Here is a 15,602-nt window from a genome sequence, read left to right on the forward strand (position 1 = left end):
AGTAACTGGTTTAGCCTTTCTCTATCTTGTTCTCGTGGCAGGTTGTTGTTCATGGAAGCGATATTCTATCCTTTATGTCCCCTTTGTCAATACCCCTCTACCTGAATCCTTACGCTACAAACTGTAACTAATCGTTAATTTTTAGAAAGTTGCGTGGTTTGAGTTGAGATGAGGAAACCCAACACTCTTTTTTACATTTGTTGCTTAAGGCTTGCGCTTAACCCAAGAGTATGCGTCTATAATCTACTATTTAAAACCAAAATATGTAAAACAAACGGTAAATTTGGCGGCAGTTAGCTGCCACGATAGGTACTATACGCCCAAGGCGACGCGAGTAGTGGAACATGGTAATGGGCGGTTGGATCGGCGATACCAAACTGTACCGGGACGCGATCTAAAAAAGGTGGCGTAGCGATCGCATCTGACTTTTGAGCAAAGTAGTCCCCGACTGCAAACACCAACTCGTAAACACCTATCACCAATTCACCTTCAGATAGCAGCGGCCGATCGGTGCGTCCATTAGCATTAGTACATACTTTTTTTAGTAATTTTTTTTTCCCACTTTCCGGTTCCAGCGACCATAATTCTATTGCCATATTACTAGCTGCACAGCCCTGAGTGGTATCGAGTACATGAGTCGTGAGACTAGCTGCCATAGTTTTACCAAAAAGTTAAGAGTTAGAGATATTTTATCAATTAAAAAATAAAATACACGCTTGTTAACCCTAGCCCAGCTTGTATAATACCGTACTGTTTTCTAGCACTAACTTAAGAGCCGTGAGATTTATTTCATTTTAAGAAACTTAAAGCCGTTGAAACTCTTTTGAAATCAACTTTACCTACTAACCGCGTAATCTATTTTAGGGACTATAACAATCATATAGCGGTTCTCGGTTGTGTGAGGTACAGTCTCAAAACTGGAAAGCTTGATAATACTGGATTTTGGCGTACCTCACTCGTATAAGAACCGCTATATTTTAGTTGTGAGCCAGCATTTCAGATACCCGACTTCTTTAAGAAGTCGGGTATCTGGCATTCACGAATCATTTAGGACTGGTATAGTTCCGGGTAAGCTTAAGCTTAACCCAGTGATTATCATACTTTAGCGTTTTCTGGCAACCTACTGAATGTAGGAAAAAAATGTGACTTGAAAACTCCATAAATTCCATTTTAAACTTTTAATTCCCTTGTCCGGATGATTCTCGCGTCCTCACAGACCTTAAAATAGTGAAAAACATAGAGAAAAGAGCATGGCAGTAAAGAGTGGCGATTTAGTCCGCGCAGTTCGCGAGAAGTTGGAAAACAGTCTGGAATCTCAAGCTAGTGACTCCCGCTTTCCACCCTATATATTTGAAACCAAGGGTGAAGTTGTACAAGTGCGGGGTGACTACGCACTGATAAAATTTGGTCAGATGCCAGCACCTAACGTCTGGTTGCGTATGGATCAGCTCGAACCGTTCAAGTAAACTTAAATCCTAATCCCATTTTACTTTTGTGAGGCTACACGTTTGATCCCCCCAACCCCCCTAAAAAAGGGGGGGCTAAGAAAAGCGATTACTGTAGCGGGAAAAAAGTGAGAAGGTGTAGCTTAAAAATATCTCTGTGGATAGATGACTGGTGTAGTAGCGGTGAAACAGGGCTGATAAAAATTTCTCCAAAGCGATCGCATCTACGGTAAAATCCGCGACGGTCAGGCTGTCGAAACGGGTCAAAATATTACAAACTAAACCCGTAGCGATCGCGTGTGATTATATGCCCTTTTCTCCTTTCTCCCCAACTCCGGCGAGTCATTTGCACCGCGTCTCTATCGTCGGCGGTGCTGGCAAGGTTGGGAGTACCCTAGCTCAACGGATTGCCGAAAAAAATCTCGCAGACGTGGTATTGCTAGATGTGGTTGATGGTTTGCCCAAGGGGATTGCCCTGGATTTGATGGAAGCGCGGGGGATAGAAGCTCACGATTGCCAGATTTCGGGTACGAGTGACTATGCAGATACAGCAGGATCTGATGTGGTGGTAATTACCGCAGGTTTAGCGCGCAAACCGGGAATGAGTCGGGATGACTTAATTAAAACTAATGCTAGAATTGTAGTGGAAGCGGCGAAAAATGCGATCGCTTACTCCCCAGACGCTATCTTAATCGTCGTCACCAATCCCCTTGACGTGATGACCTATCTAGCCAAGCAAGCTACAGATTTACCGCGCGATCGGGTTATGGGTATGGCAGGCGTTCTCGATTCCGCCAGATTTCAAACCTTTATCGCAATGGAATTAGGAATTTGCAGTGTCGATATCCAGGCAATGGTTCTCGGCGGTCACGGAGATTTGATGGTGCCATTGCCTGCTTACTCCACCGTCAGAGGCATTCCAATTACAGAACTGATGGATAGCGCCACGATTGAGCGATTGATACACAGAACCCGCCAGGGTGGGGCGGAGATTGTGGAATTGATGCAGACTGGCGGCGCATACTTTACCCCCGCTTCCTCAACCTGCTTAATGGTAGAAGCGATTTTACAAAACCAGTCGCGCCTGATTCCGGCGGCAGCGTATCTTCAGGGCGAATATGGATTGCAAGATGTTTTTATCGGAGTTCCCTGTCGCCTGGGACGTGGCGGTATCGAAAGCATTTTGGAACTTCGTCTGTCTGAAGCTGAACGTGATGCCCTCCATACTTCCGCGAAATCTGTGCGCGAGAGTATTGAGCAAGCGATCACTATGCTTAAACGGTAGGGTGTCCCTTGGCGTTTGAACGATTTTAACCCCAAGGGTAGGTTGCCTCGTAAGCACCTGAGAAGGTTTCAAGTTGAACTCTTAAGTGACCAAACCTGTAGGGTGGGCAATGCCCACCCTACGCAGATGAGTTTTGTTTACTATCTGTTAAGAAAACCTTGGATTTGTTTCAAGGCATACGGAAGAATGTTAAACGCAGCCCAACTAGCAGCCAGGATGACAGGCAGTAGAACCACTGCTATACGCAAATCGATATCCATTCTCAGTTCCCTCGCTTGATGCTTGAAGATTTTTAAAAAATTCTCATTTTTAATTGTTATCCGAACCGGGTCAGTTTTACACACCAACGCCAAACAATTAGTAAAGCGTTGCAAATCCCAGATCCGTACCCTTACCTGCGTGGACTAAGGCTAACTTCTGATAGCTCCTCGCGTGTTCGATAAGTTCTGCCGCCTCCTCTGGAGAGACATCGCGCGATCGCTTCGCCGGGACACCCACCATCAGCGACAAAGGCGGCACATCTTTAGTCACCACGCAGCCAGCACCGATAATACTACCAGCACCCACTCGCACACCGTCCAGCACCACAGCACCAATCCCAATCAGGCATCCTCGCTCAATATGAGCCGAATGAATCACCGCGCCATGCCCTACAGTAACCCAATCTTCCAAAATGGTTGGTTTGCCCGGATCGCCATGTAAAATAGCACCATCTTGGATATTCGTTCCTTCTCCAATTTCAATGCGCTCAATATCCGCCCGTACAACCGCCCCGTACCAGATGCTAACCCCAGAGGCAATCTTTACCCAACCCATAACAACAGCATTCGGCGCGACAAAGGCAGCTAAAGAAAGATCCGGACTAGACCAATAAGAGGAAGAGGTTGGAAACATTTGGCGTTCGTTGTTCACAGGCTCAATCAATGGACAGAATGCCCACAAGCACTCCAACAGATATAATAAAGCCACTGCGACTGTTGCATAGAGAATATATGCCGATACGCATTACATGATGAATCCAGGTTTACAGTATCCCATCTTCGGCGCGGAGATTCACTGCCCTCACTGCCGCCAGACAATTCCAGCCTTGACGCTAACTGATACCTATCTGTGTCCGCGTCATGGAGCCTTTGAGGCAGACCCGAAAACTGGTGAACTGGTTCATCTACAGTCCGGGCGTCACTGGCGCAGGTGGAATGATGAATGGTACAGGCAGCATACGCATCCAGACGGAATTCGGTTTGAAATTCACGAAGCGCTAGACCGACTCTATACCCAAGGCTACCGGGCGACGCGGGTTATTATTGCCAGTCGCTATCGGGAGTTGATTAGCGCTTACCTTGAGCGCAGTACGCCTTGGCGGGGTCAATCAGACCCGCCACGACCGAGGCTTTATGGCTTGCCAGTTGAGTTTAGTCCGGAACCAGAAGAGGAACCTTGCTGGGAAGTGATTAATTTCGATTTGGAAAAAGAACCGGGTATCCCTGTGCGATATCCTTATTTTCGGTTGTTTGAGTGATCAAGCGATTTTAGATCCAAAATTGAAAGATGCACCACGCTTCGATCAGGACGGCGAATATTCATCGCGCGATCGCATTCTACGAGCAATTAGGCTTTACAGTATGCGATCGCTTCACTACTGGCTACACCCTCGCCTGCTGGATGGAGGGTAGTCTTGGACGTATCGAACTGATCCAAATTCCGGAACCGAAACCAGCCCCCGACGCTTTTGGAGATGAGCATTACGTCGGTTACTACCACTTATCCTTTGATATTACCAACGCCGCATCTGACCTTCCGGCCTGGTTAATCTCGCTTAAAGAACGCTTTGACGAGGCAGCAAAAAATAATCCAGAACAATTTGAACCACTGAAGGTGCTTTTAGAGCCGACACAGCAAATGATCAGCGATCGCGTCTACGAAGTCGCCTTTATTGCCGATACCGATGGACTCCCCCTCGAATTTATCCGAGTTTTGAGTAACGCTTAGAGGAAAATTTTCAACGCCGAGGTACGCGCCATATTCGCCTAGAGGAACACAAAGGAAATTTGGCGTTGCTGATTTTAGATAGATAGCCCATTTCTACCCATTTATCGGGATAGAAATAACAAACTCCGAGCCATACCCTAAAGAAGAATTCACCTCCAACGTCCCCTGGTGTTTTTCTTCAACAATTTGGCGGGCAATAGACAATCCTAAACCCGTTCCTTGACCAACAGGCTTGGTTGTGAAGAGGTGATCGAAGATTTTTTGTTTCACTTCATCAGAGATACCACCTCCATTGTCCTTAATTTTAATCAAAGCTCGTTCCCCCTTTTCGCTCACAGCAGTTTGAATAGCAATTTGGTTGGGTAGGGATTGAATCTCACTAAAGCTACGTCCCTTACTTTGTTCTTCTAGAACATCAATGGCATTTGCCAAGATATTCATAAATACCTGATTTAGCTGTCCAGGGAAGCATTCGACTAGAGGCAAATTTCCATACTCTTTGACAATTTCAATTGCAGGGCGGGTTTCATTTGCTTTTAGACGATGCTTGAGAATCAGGATAGTGCTGTCGAGCCCATCGTGAATATTGAAAGGAACTGGGCGATCGCTATCTGCCCTCGAAAACGTTCTCAAACTTGTACTGATACTGCGGATGCGATCGACTCCCTCCTTCATCGAGCCAATCAATTTAGGCAAATCTTCTCGCAAATACTCCAAGTCTATATCCTCAATTTCTGCTTCAATTTCCACTCCGGGAACGGGAAACTTTTCTTGATAAAGGTCGATTAAGTTAAATAAATCCTGTACATAATACTGAGCAGGTTGCAGGTTTCCTGCAATAAAGCCTACAGGATTGTTGATTTCGTGGGCTACCCCTGCGACTAAATTTCCGAGAGCAGACATCTTCTCATTTTGTACCAGTTGCAGTTGCATCTGTTTGAGATCGTTAAGATAAAGCTCTAGTTTTTGAGCATACTCCTGAGATTGCTGATACAGACGAGCGTTCTGTAAGGAAATTGCCGCTTGGGAGCAGAGGATGTTGAGAATGCCGACCTGATCGCCCGTGAATGCCCCAGTTGTCAAATTATTTTCCAAGTACAGAATTCCCATCATTTTGCCTTGATGGAGAATCGGAGTACACAGAATGCTCTTAGGTTGCTGCTGCTTCATATAAGGGTCAGAAGCAAATGTTAATTGAGTCGTCGCATCATCGAAAACTAGGGTTTCTTTAGTCCGTTTGACGTAGTTAATGATAGTTGGGGGAATTTCTTGGCTCTGCCCAATCAAAACATCTTGCAAAATGCAGTCTTGGCGAGCGCTACAGTGAACGGCGATCTTCCAATTTCCCTCTTCGTTTAAAATTAATACTCCTGTTTGCGCTCCGGCATTTTTCACCACCACTTGCATCAGCGTAGAGAGCAACTGATCGAGCTGAATTTCGCTAGAGAGAGCTTGAGAAGCTTTGATAACTGCTGGTAAATCTATTACTGTGCTACTCGTACTCCCAGCAATTGTTTGGTTTTTGGTAGAAGATGAGGTGCCATTGGAGATAGCCCCTGCCTCGAACGAACGAGTTTTATTCTGTTGCAGAATCGGAGCAAGCAGTTGAGGGTAGCGTTCTTCTAGATCGTCAATCTTTGCTTTAGCCTCCCAACGAGAGTAGCAATAGTAGGCATCAATTAGATAAAGTTGAGCAATTTTTTCTTTCCCCCATTGTAAATAAAATTTTGCAGCCAGCTCGTTTGCTAAAGCTTCTTCATTGAGGTATTTGTTTTCTTTAGCTAGAGCGATCGCGCGATCGTAAAAATCCATCGCCTCAACTTGCTGCCCTAAAATGCGATGGCGCTCTGCCTCCACCAAATAGAACTTATGCAAGTGATTCATCGGAGCATAATCTGCCCATCGCTTACTTTTTGCCTGATTTTCTGCTACTTTTTCGAGCAGTGCCGCTTGTTTTTCTGCATCAGCCTCGGCATACACCGCTAAGTACGTTAGAGACCCGTAGAAATAAATTAGCGAATACTGAAGCCCTGCTGTTAGAGCATCCGAATATTGCTCTGCAAGCACGGCATTTTCCAGTGCTTGTTGATAGTTTTCAAACAAATAACCGAGAATCAACTTGCTAAGATAAACGGTGCAAATCGCATACTGCACGTTATTAGCTTGATGCTGCGGTATCATGATGTCTTCATCATAAGCTTCCCCAACCATACGGCAGGGATTATCGGTTTTGCCTCGCAAGTTCAAAACAGCCTGCCGAAAAATTTTCACGAAACTGAGTGCGTTTCCCTGACGAATCTGATGAATAGCGCGCTCAAAGGTTTCTGTCTCCCGCTCCATTTCCGTTAAGTCTCTGCCCATAGAGAAAGAAAGCGCCGTATAATTGTAAAGTCCATAGGCAGCATATTCTAATTCTCCTGCTTCTAGGGCAATTTGATGGGCTTCTAATAAGAATGGCAAAGACTCTTGGGGGTAGCACTTCCAAGGACGGACATAGCCATAAACAAGATTGTAGATTTTAGTTTTTAAGTCTTTGCTTTTCAGATTATTTAGCAGGACTAAAGCTACCTCACCTGATTGATAGCCGATATCAATATCTCCTCCTGTTCCTGCATGAATTAAACCGTATAAAGCATAAATAAAAGCCGATGTAGGGGCATTTCCATAAGTGAGAGATAGTTCTATTGGCTTGCACACAATCAGCGGGAATAATTTTGATGCAGACTGATAAGAAGCCGATACAACCGTACCTAAAATTCGCAGTGCTGCCAGATAATAAGAATCGGTCATCTCTGGAAGATTAATCAATTCTTCCAACGTGTGGCTGGCGAACTTGCGTTTTGTTTCATCCTGGGTTTGCTGAACTTTTTCCGGGCTGGGATTCTCTGGAAATTCTACGCCCAGTTGTTTGAGAATGAGCAGAGCAGTCTGTTCTGCTAAGGGTAAATTATTCTGAGCGATGCAACTTTGAATTTGGACTGTATAAACTTTTACAGTATCCAGAGAGGTTCGGGCTTGCTGCAATACGATTTGTGACTGTTGCTCCATTTGTGCAAAATCACCGCTCAGGAATGCCGCTTCAACTGCTTCCTCATATAGGTTCAAGGTGAGTTGGTACTGACTCTCCCAACAATCGGTTGCTAAAAATTCAATTCCATTACTCAAGCACTCAAGAGATGCTTCGTATGCTGTCGCGGCTTTTGCTTTTCGTCCAGCTACCAGATTTAACTGGGCAAACTCTTCCCGCTGCACGCGATCGCTAACCAGCTTAATTGCCATATTCAAATGGTTGACAATTTCAAAAATTCTTTCTTCCCGCTCGGTTTCGGATGTCTCCCTTAACAGCAGTTGCCCTATTTTTAAGTGGGTAGAGCGTTTTTGGTCTTCGGGAATAAGAGAATAAGCAGCTTGTTGTACGCGGTCATGCAAAAACTTGTATTTCGCTAATTGTTCATTGCTAGTTAATAAATCAGCGGGGTCTTCCTCACTACCTGGTTTAGCTAAATCTCTACTACATTCTTGATAAAATTTATAAACTTCACTAGAAGGTAAAATCAGTCCTTCTTGCAATGACTTCCACAGGTCTGACGCTGTTTCGTCCGACGATTTTTCATCCACTATTGCTAAAGTCGCTAAATCAAATTGATTGCCAATGCAGGCAGCTAACTTCAAAACTTCCTGTGTTGAAGCAGGCAACTTTCGCAATTGAAGTGCCATGAACTCTACAACATCATCTGTCATGGCTAAAGTCCGCACTGTGACAATGTCGCACTGCCAATAGTGCGCGTCATAGTTAAATGCAATTAGCTTATCTTCATGCAAAGATTTGAGGAATTGCGTGCTGAAGAATGGATTCCCTTTAGTTTTCTGATAAACCAGTTCGGTTAGAGGCAGCGCTAAGGCTGTAGAACAAGCTAGAGTATCGGCAATCAAACAATTCAAATCCGAGAGTTCGAGCGGCTCTAGAGTAATGGTATTTACCGTTGCTCCAGTTTTTTGAATGCCGGATAATGTCAGCATTAAAGGGTGTACCGGACTGACTTCGTTATCTCGGTAAGCTCCCATTAAGAAGAGATAACGCCGTTCGCGATCGCTTGTTAGGAGTTGAATCAAGTTCAACGAGGCTGAATCAGCCCATTGCAAGTCATCTAAGAAGATGACGAGCGGATGTTCTTGGATAGTGAAGACAGAGATGAAGTTCTCGAATAACCGATTAAATCGGTTTTGGGCAGCATTTCCAGTCAGTTCTGGTGCAGGGGGTTGCTCTCCAATAATCCGCTCTAGTTCGGGAATCACATCAACAACTACCTGAGCATTCTCGCCCAATGCTGCCAGGATTTGAGTCTTCCACTGCTCAACTTTAGCGTCAGTTTCGCTCAGCAATTGCCCCATCAAATCTCGAAAAGCCTGTACAAAAGCACTGAAGGGAAGGTTGCGCTGGAATTGGTCGAACTTGCCTTTAATGAAGTAGCCTCGCTGTCTCACGATAGGTTTGTGAACTTCGTTGACGACAGCAGTTTTGCCAATGCCGGAGAAGCCAGTAACGAGCATCATCTCGGCGCTTCCTGCACTAACGCGCTCAAATGCCGCTAGCAAGGCTTGCACTTCAGCTTCGCGTCCGTACAACTTTTCGGGGATGATGAAGCGATCGCACAAATCCCGCGATCCCAACTCAAAGTCTGCAATTTCACCTGTCGCTGTCCACTGGTGCAAACAATTTTCCAAGTCGTATTTGAGTCCCAGCGCACTTTGATAACGGTCTTCCGCATTTTTCGCCATCAGTTTGCTAACTATGAACGACAACACGGACGGAACGCTCTTGTTAAGGTGATGGACTGGGATAGGCTGCTGGGCAAGGTGACAGTGTACTAAGTCCATCGGATCATCCGTTTGGAAGGGCAACTGTCCCGTTAGCATTTCGTAGAAAGTGACTCCCAAAGAGTAGAAATCCGTGCGGTAATCAATCCCCCGATTCATCCGCCCTGTTTGTTCGGGAGAGATATAGGGTAAAGTGCCTTCGAGAACATTTGGATTTTGAATTTCTTGGGTTTCGCGTGGCAGCAAGGAGGCAATGCTGAAGTCAATCAGTTTTACCTCTTTGCTGGTCGGGTTGATTACTATATTGGCGGGTTTGAGGTCTTTGTGGATAACGCGGTGCTGGCACAGTCCCTCAAGGGTATGGGCAACTTGAACCGCAATGGAGAGAAACAAGGGTATCGGCAAGCTAGAAGTTTCGCCGCTTTGCTTGCTTGCTTCTGCTACAGAAGCGAGGTAGCTACACAAGGAAATGCCGCCAAAATCCTCCAAAATCAAAGCGTAGCTGTTATAGTAGCTCTCCAGGTTATAGGTCTTGATGATGCCAGGAAAATCTAGGTTTTTACCAATGATGTATTGGTTGCGAAAGTGAATGAGTTCGTTGAAGCGAGGAAACTCATTTCGCAGTAGTTTTATAACAACTGGTTGCCTGTCTGATTTTCGGACACCCCGATAAACCACAGTGCGGCTTCCCGCATAAACTTGTTCTTCAATACTGTAGCCCAAAAGCCCGATTGTTGTGTTAGCCATAGCTACTGTTATGTTTGTAGGGATTTTTAAACTTCTTTAACTTACTATTCCCACTAGAGAGGCTGTTATTTATCAACTTATTTTTTCTTAATATAACTTTACTAATTCCCTGATAAAATTATTGTGCTTTAGGTGTAAAAAAAGCAGCTATTTTTAAGCCGGATATTTCGGAAAAATTAAATTTCTTTATCTTTGAGTTCCATGTTAGCGATCGCTCAATAGTTAGTTCATCGCTGACACTTGAGTTAACCTGCTCGATGCGTATATGCTCTATAGCAATCCTATTTAAGTTGTGAACGAGTATTCACCCTAGCGTAAGGACACGGCAGTGCCTTGTCCCTACAGGGGTTTACGAATCATTTAGGATTGCTATATCTAGCAATGTAGGAATGCGATCGCGTCATTGGGCGGTTCATTTCCCCTTGAACTGTCAACCCATCTGTGAGTCCGTATAATAAATTACATTTATTTATGAACATCTACGGTTTGCTCCTCAAGCCATCTACCTTTTGAAATAAATTAGAAATCAAAGTGAAAAAATTAAAATTATCTTAAATTCTAAATTTTAAATTCTTAAGTGAATATGCCCCCCTATAGGATTGAATTTTTACCCAAAGAAAGGTTTTATTAGAGGGCTGTCACTATTAAGATTGTCCTCTAGAGAACATTTATTGATGATATTTTCAGTAGAGCTACTTAGTATTTCCTCCTCAAGTCTGTTGCATTGGATGATACAGCCGCACTTAGCCTTGCACATCCCGGATGGGTTCTTGACCCTACCTGTGATTTTAGTGACATGGCTACTTGCCATCGGATTGATTGCGATCGCCCTAAATCGAGTCCAAGCTGACTACAAAGAACGGGCAGTACCTTTGATGGGAGTTTGTGGCGCTTTTATATTCGCTGCCCAAATGATTAATTTCCCAATTCCCGGTGGTACATCTGGACACCTGCTGGGAGGTACACTAGCCGGAGTTTTACTGGGGCCGTGGGCTGGATCTCTGGTAATGGCAGCAGTCTTCATCGTTCAGTCTGTCTTATTTCAGGATGGCGGCCTGTCAGCGCTGGGAGCCAACATCACCAACATGGGATTAATTGGTACGTTTTGTGGTTACTATTTATACAAAGCAATTCGGTTTGCTCTAGGTCGGGATAGTTGGCGAGGAATGTTAGCTGGCACAGCAGTTGCAGCATGGGCGAGCGTAGTTATTGCGGCAATTTTGACCGCAGTGCAACTGGCTTTATCAGAGACAGGGCCATCATTAGGAGTAACGATATCGGCATTGGCATTTTGGCACGTACTGATTGGCATTGGAGAAGCAATAATCACAGTCATAGCAGTGAGTTTTGTTTGGAGATCGCGTCCCGATCTTTTCTTCGACCCACCCCGCAGAGCTTATTCGTCCGCATCTCGTTCGTATACAACGCGCTAAATTATGAGTAGCCTGTCTCGTGAACGCAACCGTGCTTTTATCATCGCTGGCTTAGGAACTGCCCTGCTAATTGCAATTTTCTTGTCCCCTTTCGCTAGTTCAGATCCAGACGGACTAGATAGGGTAGCTCAAGATCATAAGTTTGACAATAAAGCAGCAGAAGACGCACCAGCCCGAAAACTGCCCTTTTACAACGTTTTTGAAGAATATGCTGTCAGAGGCGTACCGGAACAAATTGCCACCCCGATTGCAGGTTTAATCGGAACTTTAGCAACGTTTGGCTTGGCTTGGGGAATTGGTAAATTAGTTGTTCGCAACTCTGCACCAACCGATGATTCAGATTATCCCAATCCACCAAGGGAATAAATAGGAAATTAGGTGAATGCTGCTACACCTTGGTGCAGTTCAGTTGGATGTTGATAGCAAGAAGAATACACCCTGGCACTCGTTAGCTCCCCGGACTCGCGTCCTGTGTACGCTGCTGCTTGTGTTTGCGATCGCGCTGACCCCAAACGGACGCTGGTGGACTTGGGCAATCTATGGATTAGGCGTTCTAACTATTATCCGGCTTAGTCGCGTAACTGGGACAGTGCTGCTGAAGCGAATAGCCGTTGAATTTGCATTCATCGGCGTTGTGCTTCTAGGCACTTTGTTCCGGGACAGTGGCGAGGTAATTTGGTCGTGGGGGCCGCTAAGAATTACCACAGTTGGTTTGATGGTTTTGGGTAGTGTCACACTCAAAGCATTGCTATCCCTAATAATGATGAACGTGCTAACTTTAACTACTTCTATTCCCGCCCTTTTAAATGCCTTAGTAGCGTTGCGGGTTCCCCCACTGTTGGTGGCAATTATTGCCTCAATGTATCGCTACATCGGTGTTTTAATCGGTGAGTTTAACGCCATGCGTCGGGCAGCAGCATCGCGTAACTTAATGGGCAGCAACCGTTGGCAACGTTTGGTAATTGGCAACATGATGGGATCGTTGTTTATCCGCACTTATGAACGCGGAGATCGGGTTTATCAAGCTATGTTAGCGCGGGGTTATCAGGGGCTACCACCTGTAGAAAAGATGCCGCCTGGAGGACGAAATGATATGATAGCCCTAACTTTGACAATAATTTTGGCGCTAATTGGACAAGCAATATATCTTTTATAAATAAGTTTTATTTTAAATTGTTGCCATGCACCATAATCCTATATCAATTAAAAATCTTACTTATACTTACCCAGACGGAACTCAAGCTTTAAAAGGAATAAATCTGTCTATCAGAGCAAATGAACGAGTAGCATTAATTGGCGCTAATGGTTCCGGAAAGTCTACGTTGCAGTTACATCTGAATGGGATTATCCTGCCCCAAGAAGGAGAGATAAAAATAGGGGAGTGGTCTATAAATTCGGAAAATATGCGACAAATTCGGAATTTTGTCGGGCTGGTATTTCAGAATCCAGATAATCAACTGTTTATGCCCACAGTTTGGGAGGATGTTGCTTTTGGCCCGATGAATCAGGGTTTGCGAGACAAAGAACTGCAAAATCGAGTGCTTCAGTCAATGGCAGCAGTTGACATGGATCCCGAACACTACGGAAATCGCAACACCGAAAATTTGTCGGGGGGGGAAAAAAAACGGATTGCGATCGCAGGCGTGTTGGCAATGAACCCGCAAGTATTAGTATTTGATGAACCTTCAGCGCAGTTAGATCCCCGTTCTCGCCGTCAATTAATTCAGTTGCTGTTAAGCTTACCCCTGACGCAACTAATTGCAACCCACGATTTAGACATGGCTTTGGAAATATGCGATCGCACGATTGTCCTGAGTCAAGGACAAATCGTGTACGATGGCGAAACGGAGCGAGTGATGAACGATTCAGATTTTTTGGTTAAACACGCGCTAGAGTCGCCACTATGCTACAGTCGCCCTTACTGTCAGCTGGAAGATGCTCCTGTCAAACCCCTCAGAAAACCTATATTTCACGCTTCCCATGAAGCTTGACACCCAGAAGCGCCCAATTACAAAAGCAATGCCGATAACCAGCCTCACGGATGGGGATCAATTAAGTTAACTTAAGATATATAGATACCTGAAAAATTAATAAAAATAGGATACCAGCAACGCTGGTTCCCGTAAGTTGAGTATCACCCCCGAATGCAGTCGGGGATGCGATCGCTTTATCTCTCTACACCACCACTCGCCATCTGTCAAATGAACATCCTGAACAATCTGCTTTTCCAACCCACTCAACCCCGAAGCGAGAAAAAACAGCGCCGTGGCATTGAAATCAAGTCACAGCGTGAAATCGAAATCATGCGACAGGCGGCGAAAATTGTGGCGACCGTTCTGAAAGAAATTCAAGAGATGGTACAGCCTGGCATGACAACAGCCGATTTAGACGCTTATGCCGAAAAGCGCATCCGCGAAATGGGGGCAACACCCAGCTTTAAAGGCTACCACGGATTCACAGGCTCCATCTGCGCCAGCATCAACAACGAAGTCGTGCATGGCATTCCCAACCCGAAAAAAGTGATCCGGACTGGCGATGTCTTGAAAGTGGATACTGGTGCCTACTTCCAGGGTTATCATGGCGACTCCTGCATCACCATCGCAGTTGGTGAAGTGACACCGGAAGCCGCTAAATTAATTCGCGTTGCCGAAGAAGCCCTCTACAAAGGAATTGAACAAGTCAAAGCCGGAAACTATCTTTTAGACCTTGCTGGTGCCATTCAAGACCATGTGGTAGCGAATGGTTTTAGTATAGTTGAAGACTTCACAGGTCACGGCGTGGGGCGGAATCTGCACGAAGAACCGTCAGTCTTCAATTTCCGCACCCGCGAGATGCCGAATGTCAAGCTTCGCGCTGGAATGACTTTGGCAATAGAGCCAATTTTAAATGCTGGTTCCAAATTTACCCGCATCTTATCCGACAAGTGGACAGCGGTAACGGTAGATAACGCTCTGTCGGCTCAGTTTGAGCATACTGTGTTGGTGACAGAAGACGGATATGAAATTTTGACCGATCGCTCCAAAGTTTAATCCATCGTTGCATAATTGACCCACATCCTCAAGGGTCGATGCTCCACAAACAAAGCCCGCACAGGCGGGCTTCTCTATTTTTCCATCTAAAATAATTTTGTAACGTGAGCCAGGTGGCAATATGTATCTAACAGCGCAAGAGTTGGAAGCACGAATGCCAGATGCTACAAAACTTTTGAGCGATGAACCAGAAATGGAAAGTTCTGTACACTACAAGCAACTAGCTTTATTGGTGAGTTGTTTAGAATGGTTGTGGCGCAATCGGAATGATTTTTTTATTGGCGCTAATCTGACAGTTTATTTTAGTCGGCAGCAATTGCGAAATAGAGACTTTCGGGGGCCTGACTTTTTTCTGGTGAAAAACACAGAAAAAAGAGAGCGCCCTTCTTGGGTGGTGTGGGAAGAAGAAGGCAAATATCCGGATCTAATTATCGAATTGCTTTCAACTTCCACAGCTAATATTGACCGGAATTTAAAAAAAGACCTATATCAAAACCGATTTCGCACGCCGGAATACTTTTGGTTCGATCCGGAGGATTTTGAATTTGCGGGGTTCCGGTTAGTAGGAGAACAGTATCAAGCCATTGTGCCAACTGCACAAGGCTGGCTGTGGAGTGAGGTACTGGATTTATATTTAGGTGTAGCTGCGGGCAAATTACGCTACTTTACTCAAGAAGGTGTTTTGGTTCCCACGCCAGAAGAGACAGCAGAACGACTAGCAGAACAGTTGCGAATCGTCGGCGTCGAGCCGGATAGTCTAGCTTAGCGCGATCGCGTGAAACAATGTCTATGGCAAGCTAAGATTTTATTGCCAAGACGCACCCCGCAGCCTTCAAAATAAATAGCGATCGCCCAA

The 15,602-nt window shown here is 45.2% G+C and carries 16 protein-coding genes; 10 read left to right on the forward strand and 6 right to left on the reverse strand.

The window, feature by feature from the left end:
- Positions 1-293: 293 nt before the first annotated feature.
- Entirely contained in the window at positions 294-656 is a 363-nt protein-coding gene (uraH, locus tag H6F63_RS06165; protein ID WP_190635770.1) for a hydroxyisourate hydrolase, read from the reverse strand.
- A gap of 594 nt (positions 657-1,250) precedes the next feature.
- Here uraH and H6F63_RS06170 point away from each other — a divergent pair.
- Positions 1,251-1,466: an NAD(P)H-quinone oxidoreductase subunit O gene (locus H6F63_RS06170; RefSeq protein ID WP_190418120.1), complete on the forward strand. Its 216-nt coding sequence runs from the start codon at positions 1,251-1,253 to the stop codon at positions 1,464-1,466.
- A gap of 75 nt (positions 1,467-1,541) precedes the next feature.
- Here H6F63_RS06170 and H6F63_RS06175 read toward each other — a convergent pair whose 3' ends face one another.
- A complete protein-coding gene (locus tag H6F63_RS06175) occupies positions 1,542-1,712 on the reverse strand; it encodes a hypothetical protein (RefSeq protein ID WP_190635772.1) in 171 nt (56 codons plus the stop codon).
- 40 nt (positions 1,713-1,752) lie between these two features.
- Between H6F63_RS06175 and mdh the strand changes: the two genes are divergently transcribed.
- The gene (gene mdh / locus H6F63_RS06180; RefSeq protein WP_190635775.1) at positions 1,753-2,730 is read left to right on the forward strand and encodes a malate dehydrogenase; all 978 of its coding nucleotides are present in this window, start codon (positions 1,753-1,755) and stop codon (positions 2,728-2,730) included.
- Positions 2,731-2,870: 140 nt separating this feature from the next.
- Here the strand turns inward: mdh and H6F63_RS06185 are convergent, their stop codons facing one another.
- Positions 2,871-2,990 (reverse strand): photosystem II protein Y, encoded by a 120-nt coding sequence (locus H6F63_RS06185; protein WP_190418116.1) that lies wholly within the window; start codon positions 2,988-2,990, stop codon positions 2,871-2,873.
- A 97-nt stretch (positions 2,991-3,087) separates the two neighbouring features.
- Positions 3,088-3,624: a gamma carbonic anhydrase family protein gene (locus tag H6F63_RS06190; protein ID WP_190635778.1), complete on the reverse strand. Its 537-nt coding sequence runs from the start codon at positions 3,622-3,624 to the stop codon at positions 3,088-3,090.
- Between the two features lie 115 nt (positions 3,625-3,739).
- On the opposite strand from H6F63_RS06190, the gene H6F63_RS06195 reads away from it, so the two are divergent.
- Together H6F63_RS06195 and H6F63_RS06200 are read left to right on the forward strand one after the other, a co-directional pair.
- A complete protein-coding gene (locus H6F63_RS06195; RefSeq protein WP_190418112.1) occupies positions 3,740-4,249 on the forward strand; it encodes a TIGR02652 family protein in 510 nt (169 codons plus the stop codon).
- Positions 4,250-4,278: 29 nt separating this feature from the next.
- Positions 4,279-4,719, forward strand: a complete 441-nt coding sequence (locus tag H6F63_RS06200) for a VOC family protein (protein WP_190442105.1) — start codon at positions 4,279-4,281, stop codon at positions 4,717-4,719.
- Positions 4,720-4,812: 93 nt separating this feature from the next.
- Here H6F63_RS06200 and H6F63_RS06205 read toward each other — a convergent pair whose 3' ends face one another.
- Both H6F63_RS06205 and H6F63_RS30400 read right to left on the reverse strand, forming a co-directional pair.
- Positions 4,813-10,284, reverse strand: coding sequence for an ATP-binding sensor histidine kinase (locus H6F63_RS06205; protein ID WP_190635780.1), 5,472 nt, complete (start codon positions 10,282-10,284; stop codon positions 4,813-4,815).
- A 356-nt stretch (positions 10,285-10,640) separates the two neighbouring features.
- On the reverse strand, positions 10,641-10,763 hold the full coding sequence (locus tag H6F63_RS30400; protein WP_277876354.1) for a hypothetical protein: 123 nt from the start codon (positions 10,761-10,763) through the stop codon (positions 10,641-10,643).
- 195 nt (positions 10,764-10,958) lie between these two features.
- Here H6F63_RS30400 and H6F63_RS06210 point away from each other — a divergent pair, with 195 nt between their 5' ends.
- From H6F63_RS06210 to H6F63_RS06235, 6 genes are all read left to right on the forward strand, one after another.
- A complete protein-coding gene (locus tag H6F63_RS06210; RefSeq protein WP_190635782.1) occupies positions 10,959-11,717 on the forward strand; it encodes an energy-coupling factor ABC transporter permease in 759 nt (252 codons plus the stop codon).
- A 3-nt stretch (positions 11,718-11,720) separates the two neighbouring features.
- Positions 11,721-12,083, forward strand: a complete 363-nt coding sequence (locus tag H6F63_RS06215; RefSeq protein ID WP_190635785.1) for a PDGLE domain-containing protein — start codon at positions 11,721-11,723, stop codon at positions 12,081-12,083.
- A 16-nt stretch (positions 12,084-12,099) separates the two neighbouring features.
- A complete protein-coding gene (gene cbiQ / locus H6F63_RS06220) occupies positions 12,100-12,873 on the forward strand; it encodes a cobalt ECF transporter T component CbiQ (protein ID WP_190635787.1) in 774 nt (257 codons plus the stop codon).
- A gap of 25 nt (positions 12,874-12,898) precedes the next feature.
- Positions 12,899-13,708, forward strand: coding sequence for an ATP-binding cassette domain-containing protein (locus tag H6F63_RS06225; RefSeq protein WP_190635790.1), 810 nt, complete (start codon positions 12,899-12,901; stop codon positions 13,706-13,708).
- Between the two features lie 210 nt (positions 13,709-13,918).
- Entirely contained in the window at positions 13,919-14,746 is an 828-nt protein-coding gene (gene map, locus H6F63_RS06230) for a type I methionyl aminopeptidase (protein ID WP_190418099.1), read from the forward strand.
- A gap of 121 nt (positions 14,747-14,867) precedes the next feature.
- On the forward strand, positions 14,868-15,512 hold the full coding sequence (locus H6F63_RS06235) for a Uma2 family endonuclease (protein ID WP_190635792.1): 645 nt from the start codon (positions 14,868-14,870) through the stop codon (positions 15,510-15,512).
- Positions 15,513-15,602 lie beyond the last annotated feature (90 nt).

Source organism: Trichocoleus sp. FACHB-40, from assembly GCF_014695915.1.
GTDB classification, from domain to species: domain Bacteria; phylum Cyanobacteriota; class Cyanobacteriia; order Cyanobacteriales; family FACHB-T130; genus Funiculus; species Funiculus sociatus.

Excerpts from the sequence above, each read along its gene's own strand:
- uraH (WP_190635770.1), bottom strand. The coding sequence starts at position 656 with ATGGCAGCTAGTCTCACGACTCATGTACTCGATACCACTCAGGGCTGT.
- H6F63_RS06170 (WP_190418120.1), top strand. The coding sequence starts at position 1,251 with ATGGCAGTAAAGAGTGGCGATTTAGTCCGCGCAGTTCGCGAGAAGTTG.
- mdh (WP_190635775.1), top strand. The coding sequence starts at position 1,753 with ATGCCCTTTTCTCCTTTCTCCCCAACTCCGGCGAGTCATTTGCACCGC.
- H6F63_RS06185 (WP_190418116.1), bottom strand. The coding sequence starts at position 2,990 with ATGGATATCGATTTGCGTATAGCAGTGGTTCTACTGCCTGTCATCCTG.
- H6F63_RS06190 (WP_190635778.1), bottom strand. The coding sequence starts at position 3,624 with ATGTTTCCAACCTCTTCCTCTTATTGGTCTAGTCCGGATCTTTCTTTA.
- H6F63_RS06195 (WP_190418112.1), top strand. The coding sequence starts at position 3,740 with ATGATGAATCCAGGTTTACAGTATCCCATCTTCGGCGCGGAGATTCAC.
- H6F63_RS06200 (WP_190442105.1), top strand. The coding sequence starts at position 4,279 with ATGCACCACGCTTCGATCAGGACGGCGAATATTCATCGCGCGATCGCA.
- H6F63_RS06205 (WP_190635780.1), bottom strand. The coding sequence starts at position 10,284 with ATGGCTAACACAACAATCGGGCTTTTGGGCTACAGTATTGAAGAACAA.
- H6F63_RS30400 (WP_277876354.1), bottom strand. The coding sequence starts at position 10,763 with ATGTTCATAAATAAATGTAATTTATTATACGGACTCACAGATGGGTTG.
- H6F63_RS06210 (WP_190635782.1), top strand. The coding sequence starts at position 10,959 with ATGATATTTTCAGTAGAGCTACTTAGTATTTCCTCCTCAAGTCTGTTG.
- H6F63_RS06215 (WP_190635785.1), top strand. The coding sequence starts at position 11,721 with ATGAGTAGCCTGTCTCGTGAACGCAACCGTGCTTTTATCATCGCTGGC.
- cbiQ (WP_190635787.1), top strand. The coding sequence starts at position 12,100 with ATGCTGCTACACCTTGGTGCAGTTCAGTTGGATGTTGATAGCAAGAAG.
- H6F63_RS06225 (WP_190635790.1), top strand. The coding sequence starts at position 12,899 with ATGCACCATAATCCTATATCAATTAAAAATCTTACTTATACTTACCCA.
- map (WP_190418099.1), top strand. The coding sequence starts at position 13,919 with ATGAACATCCTGAACAATCTGCTTTTCCAACCCACTCAACCCCGAAGC.
- H6F63_RS06235 (WP_190635792.1), top strand. The coding sequence starts at position 14,868 with ATGTATCTAACAGCGCAAGAGTTGGAAGCACGAATGCCAGATGCTACA.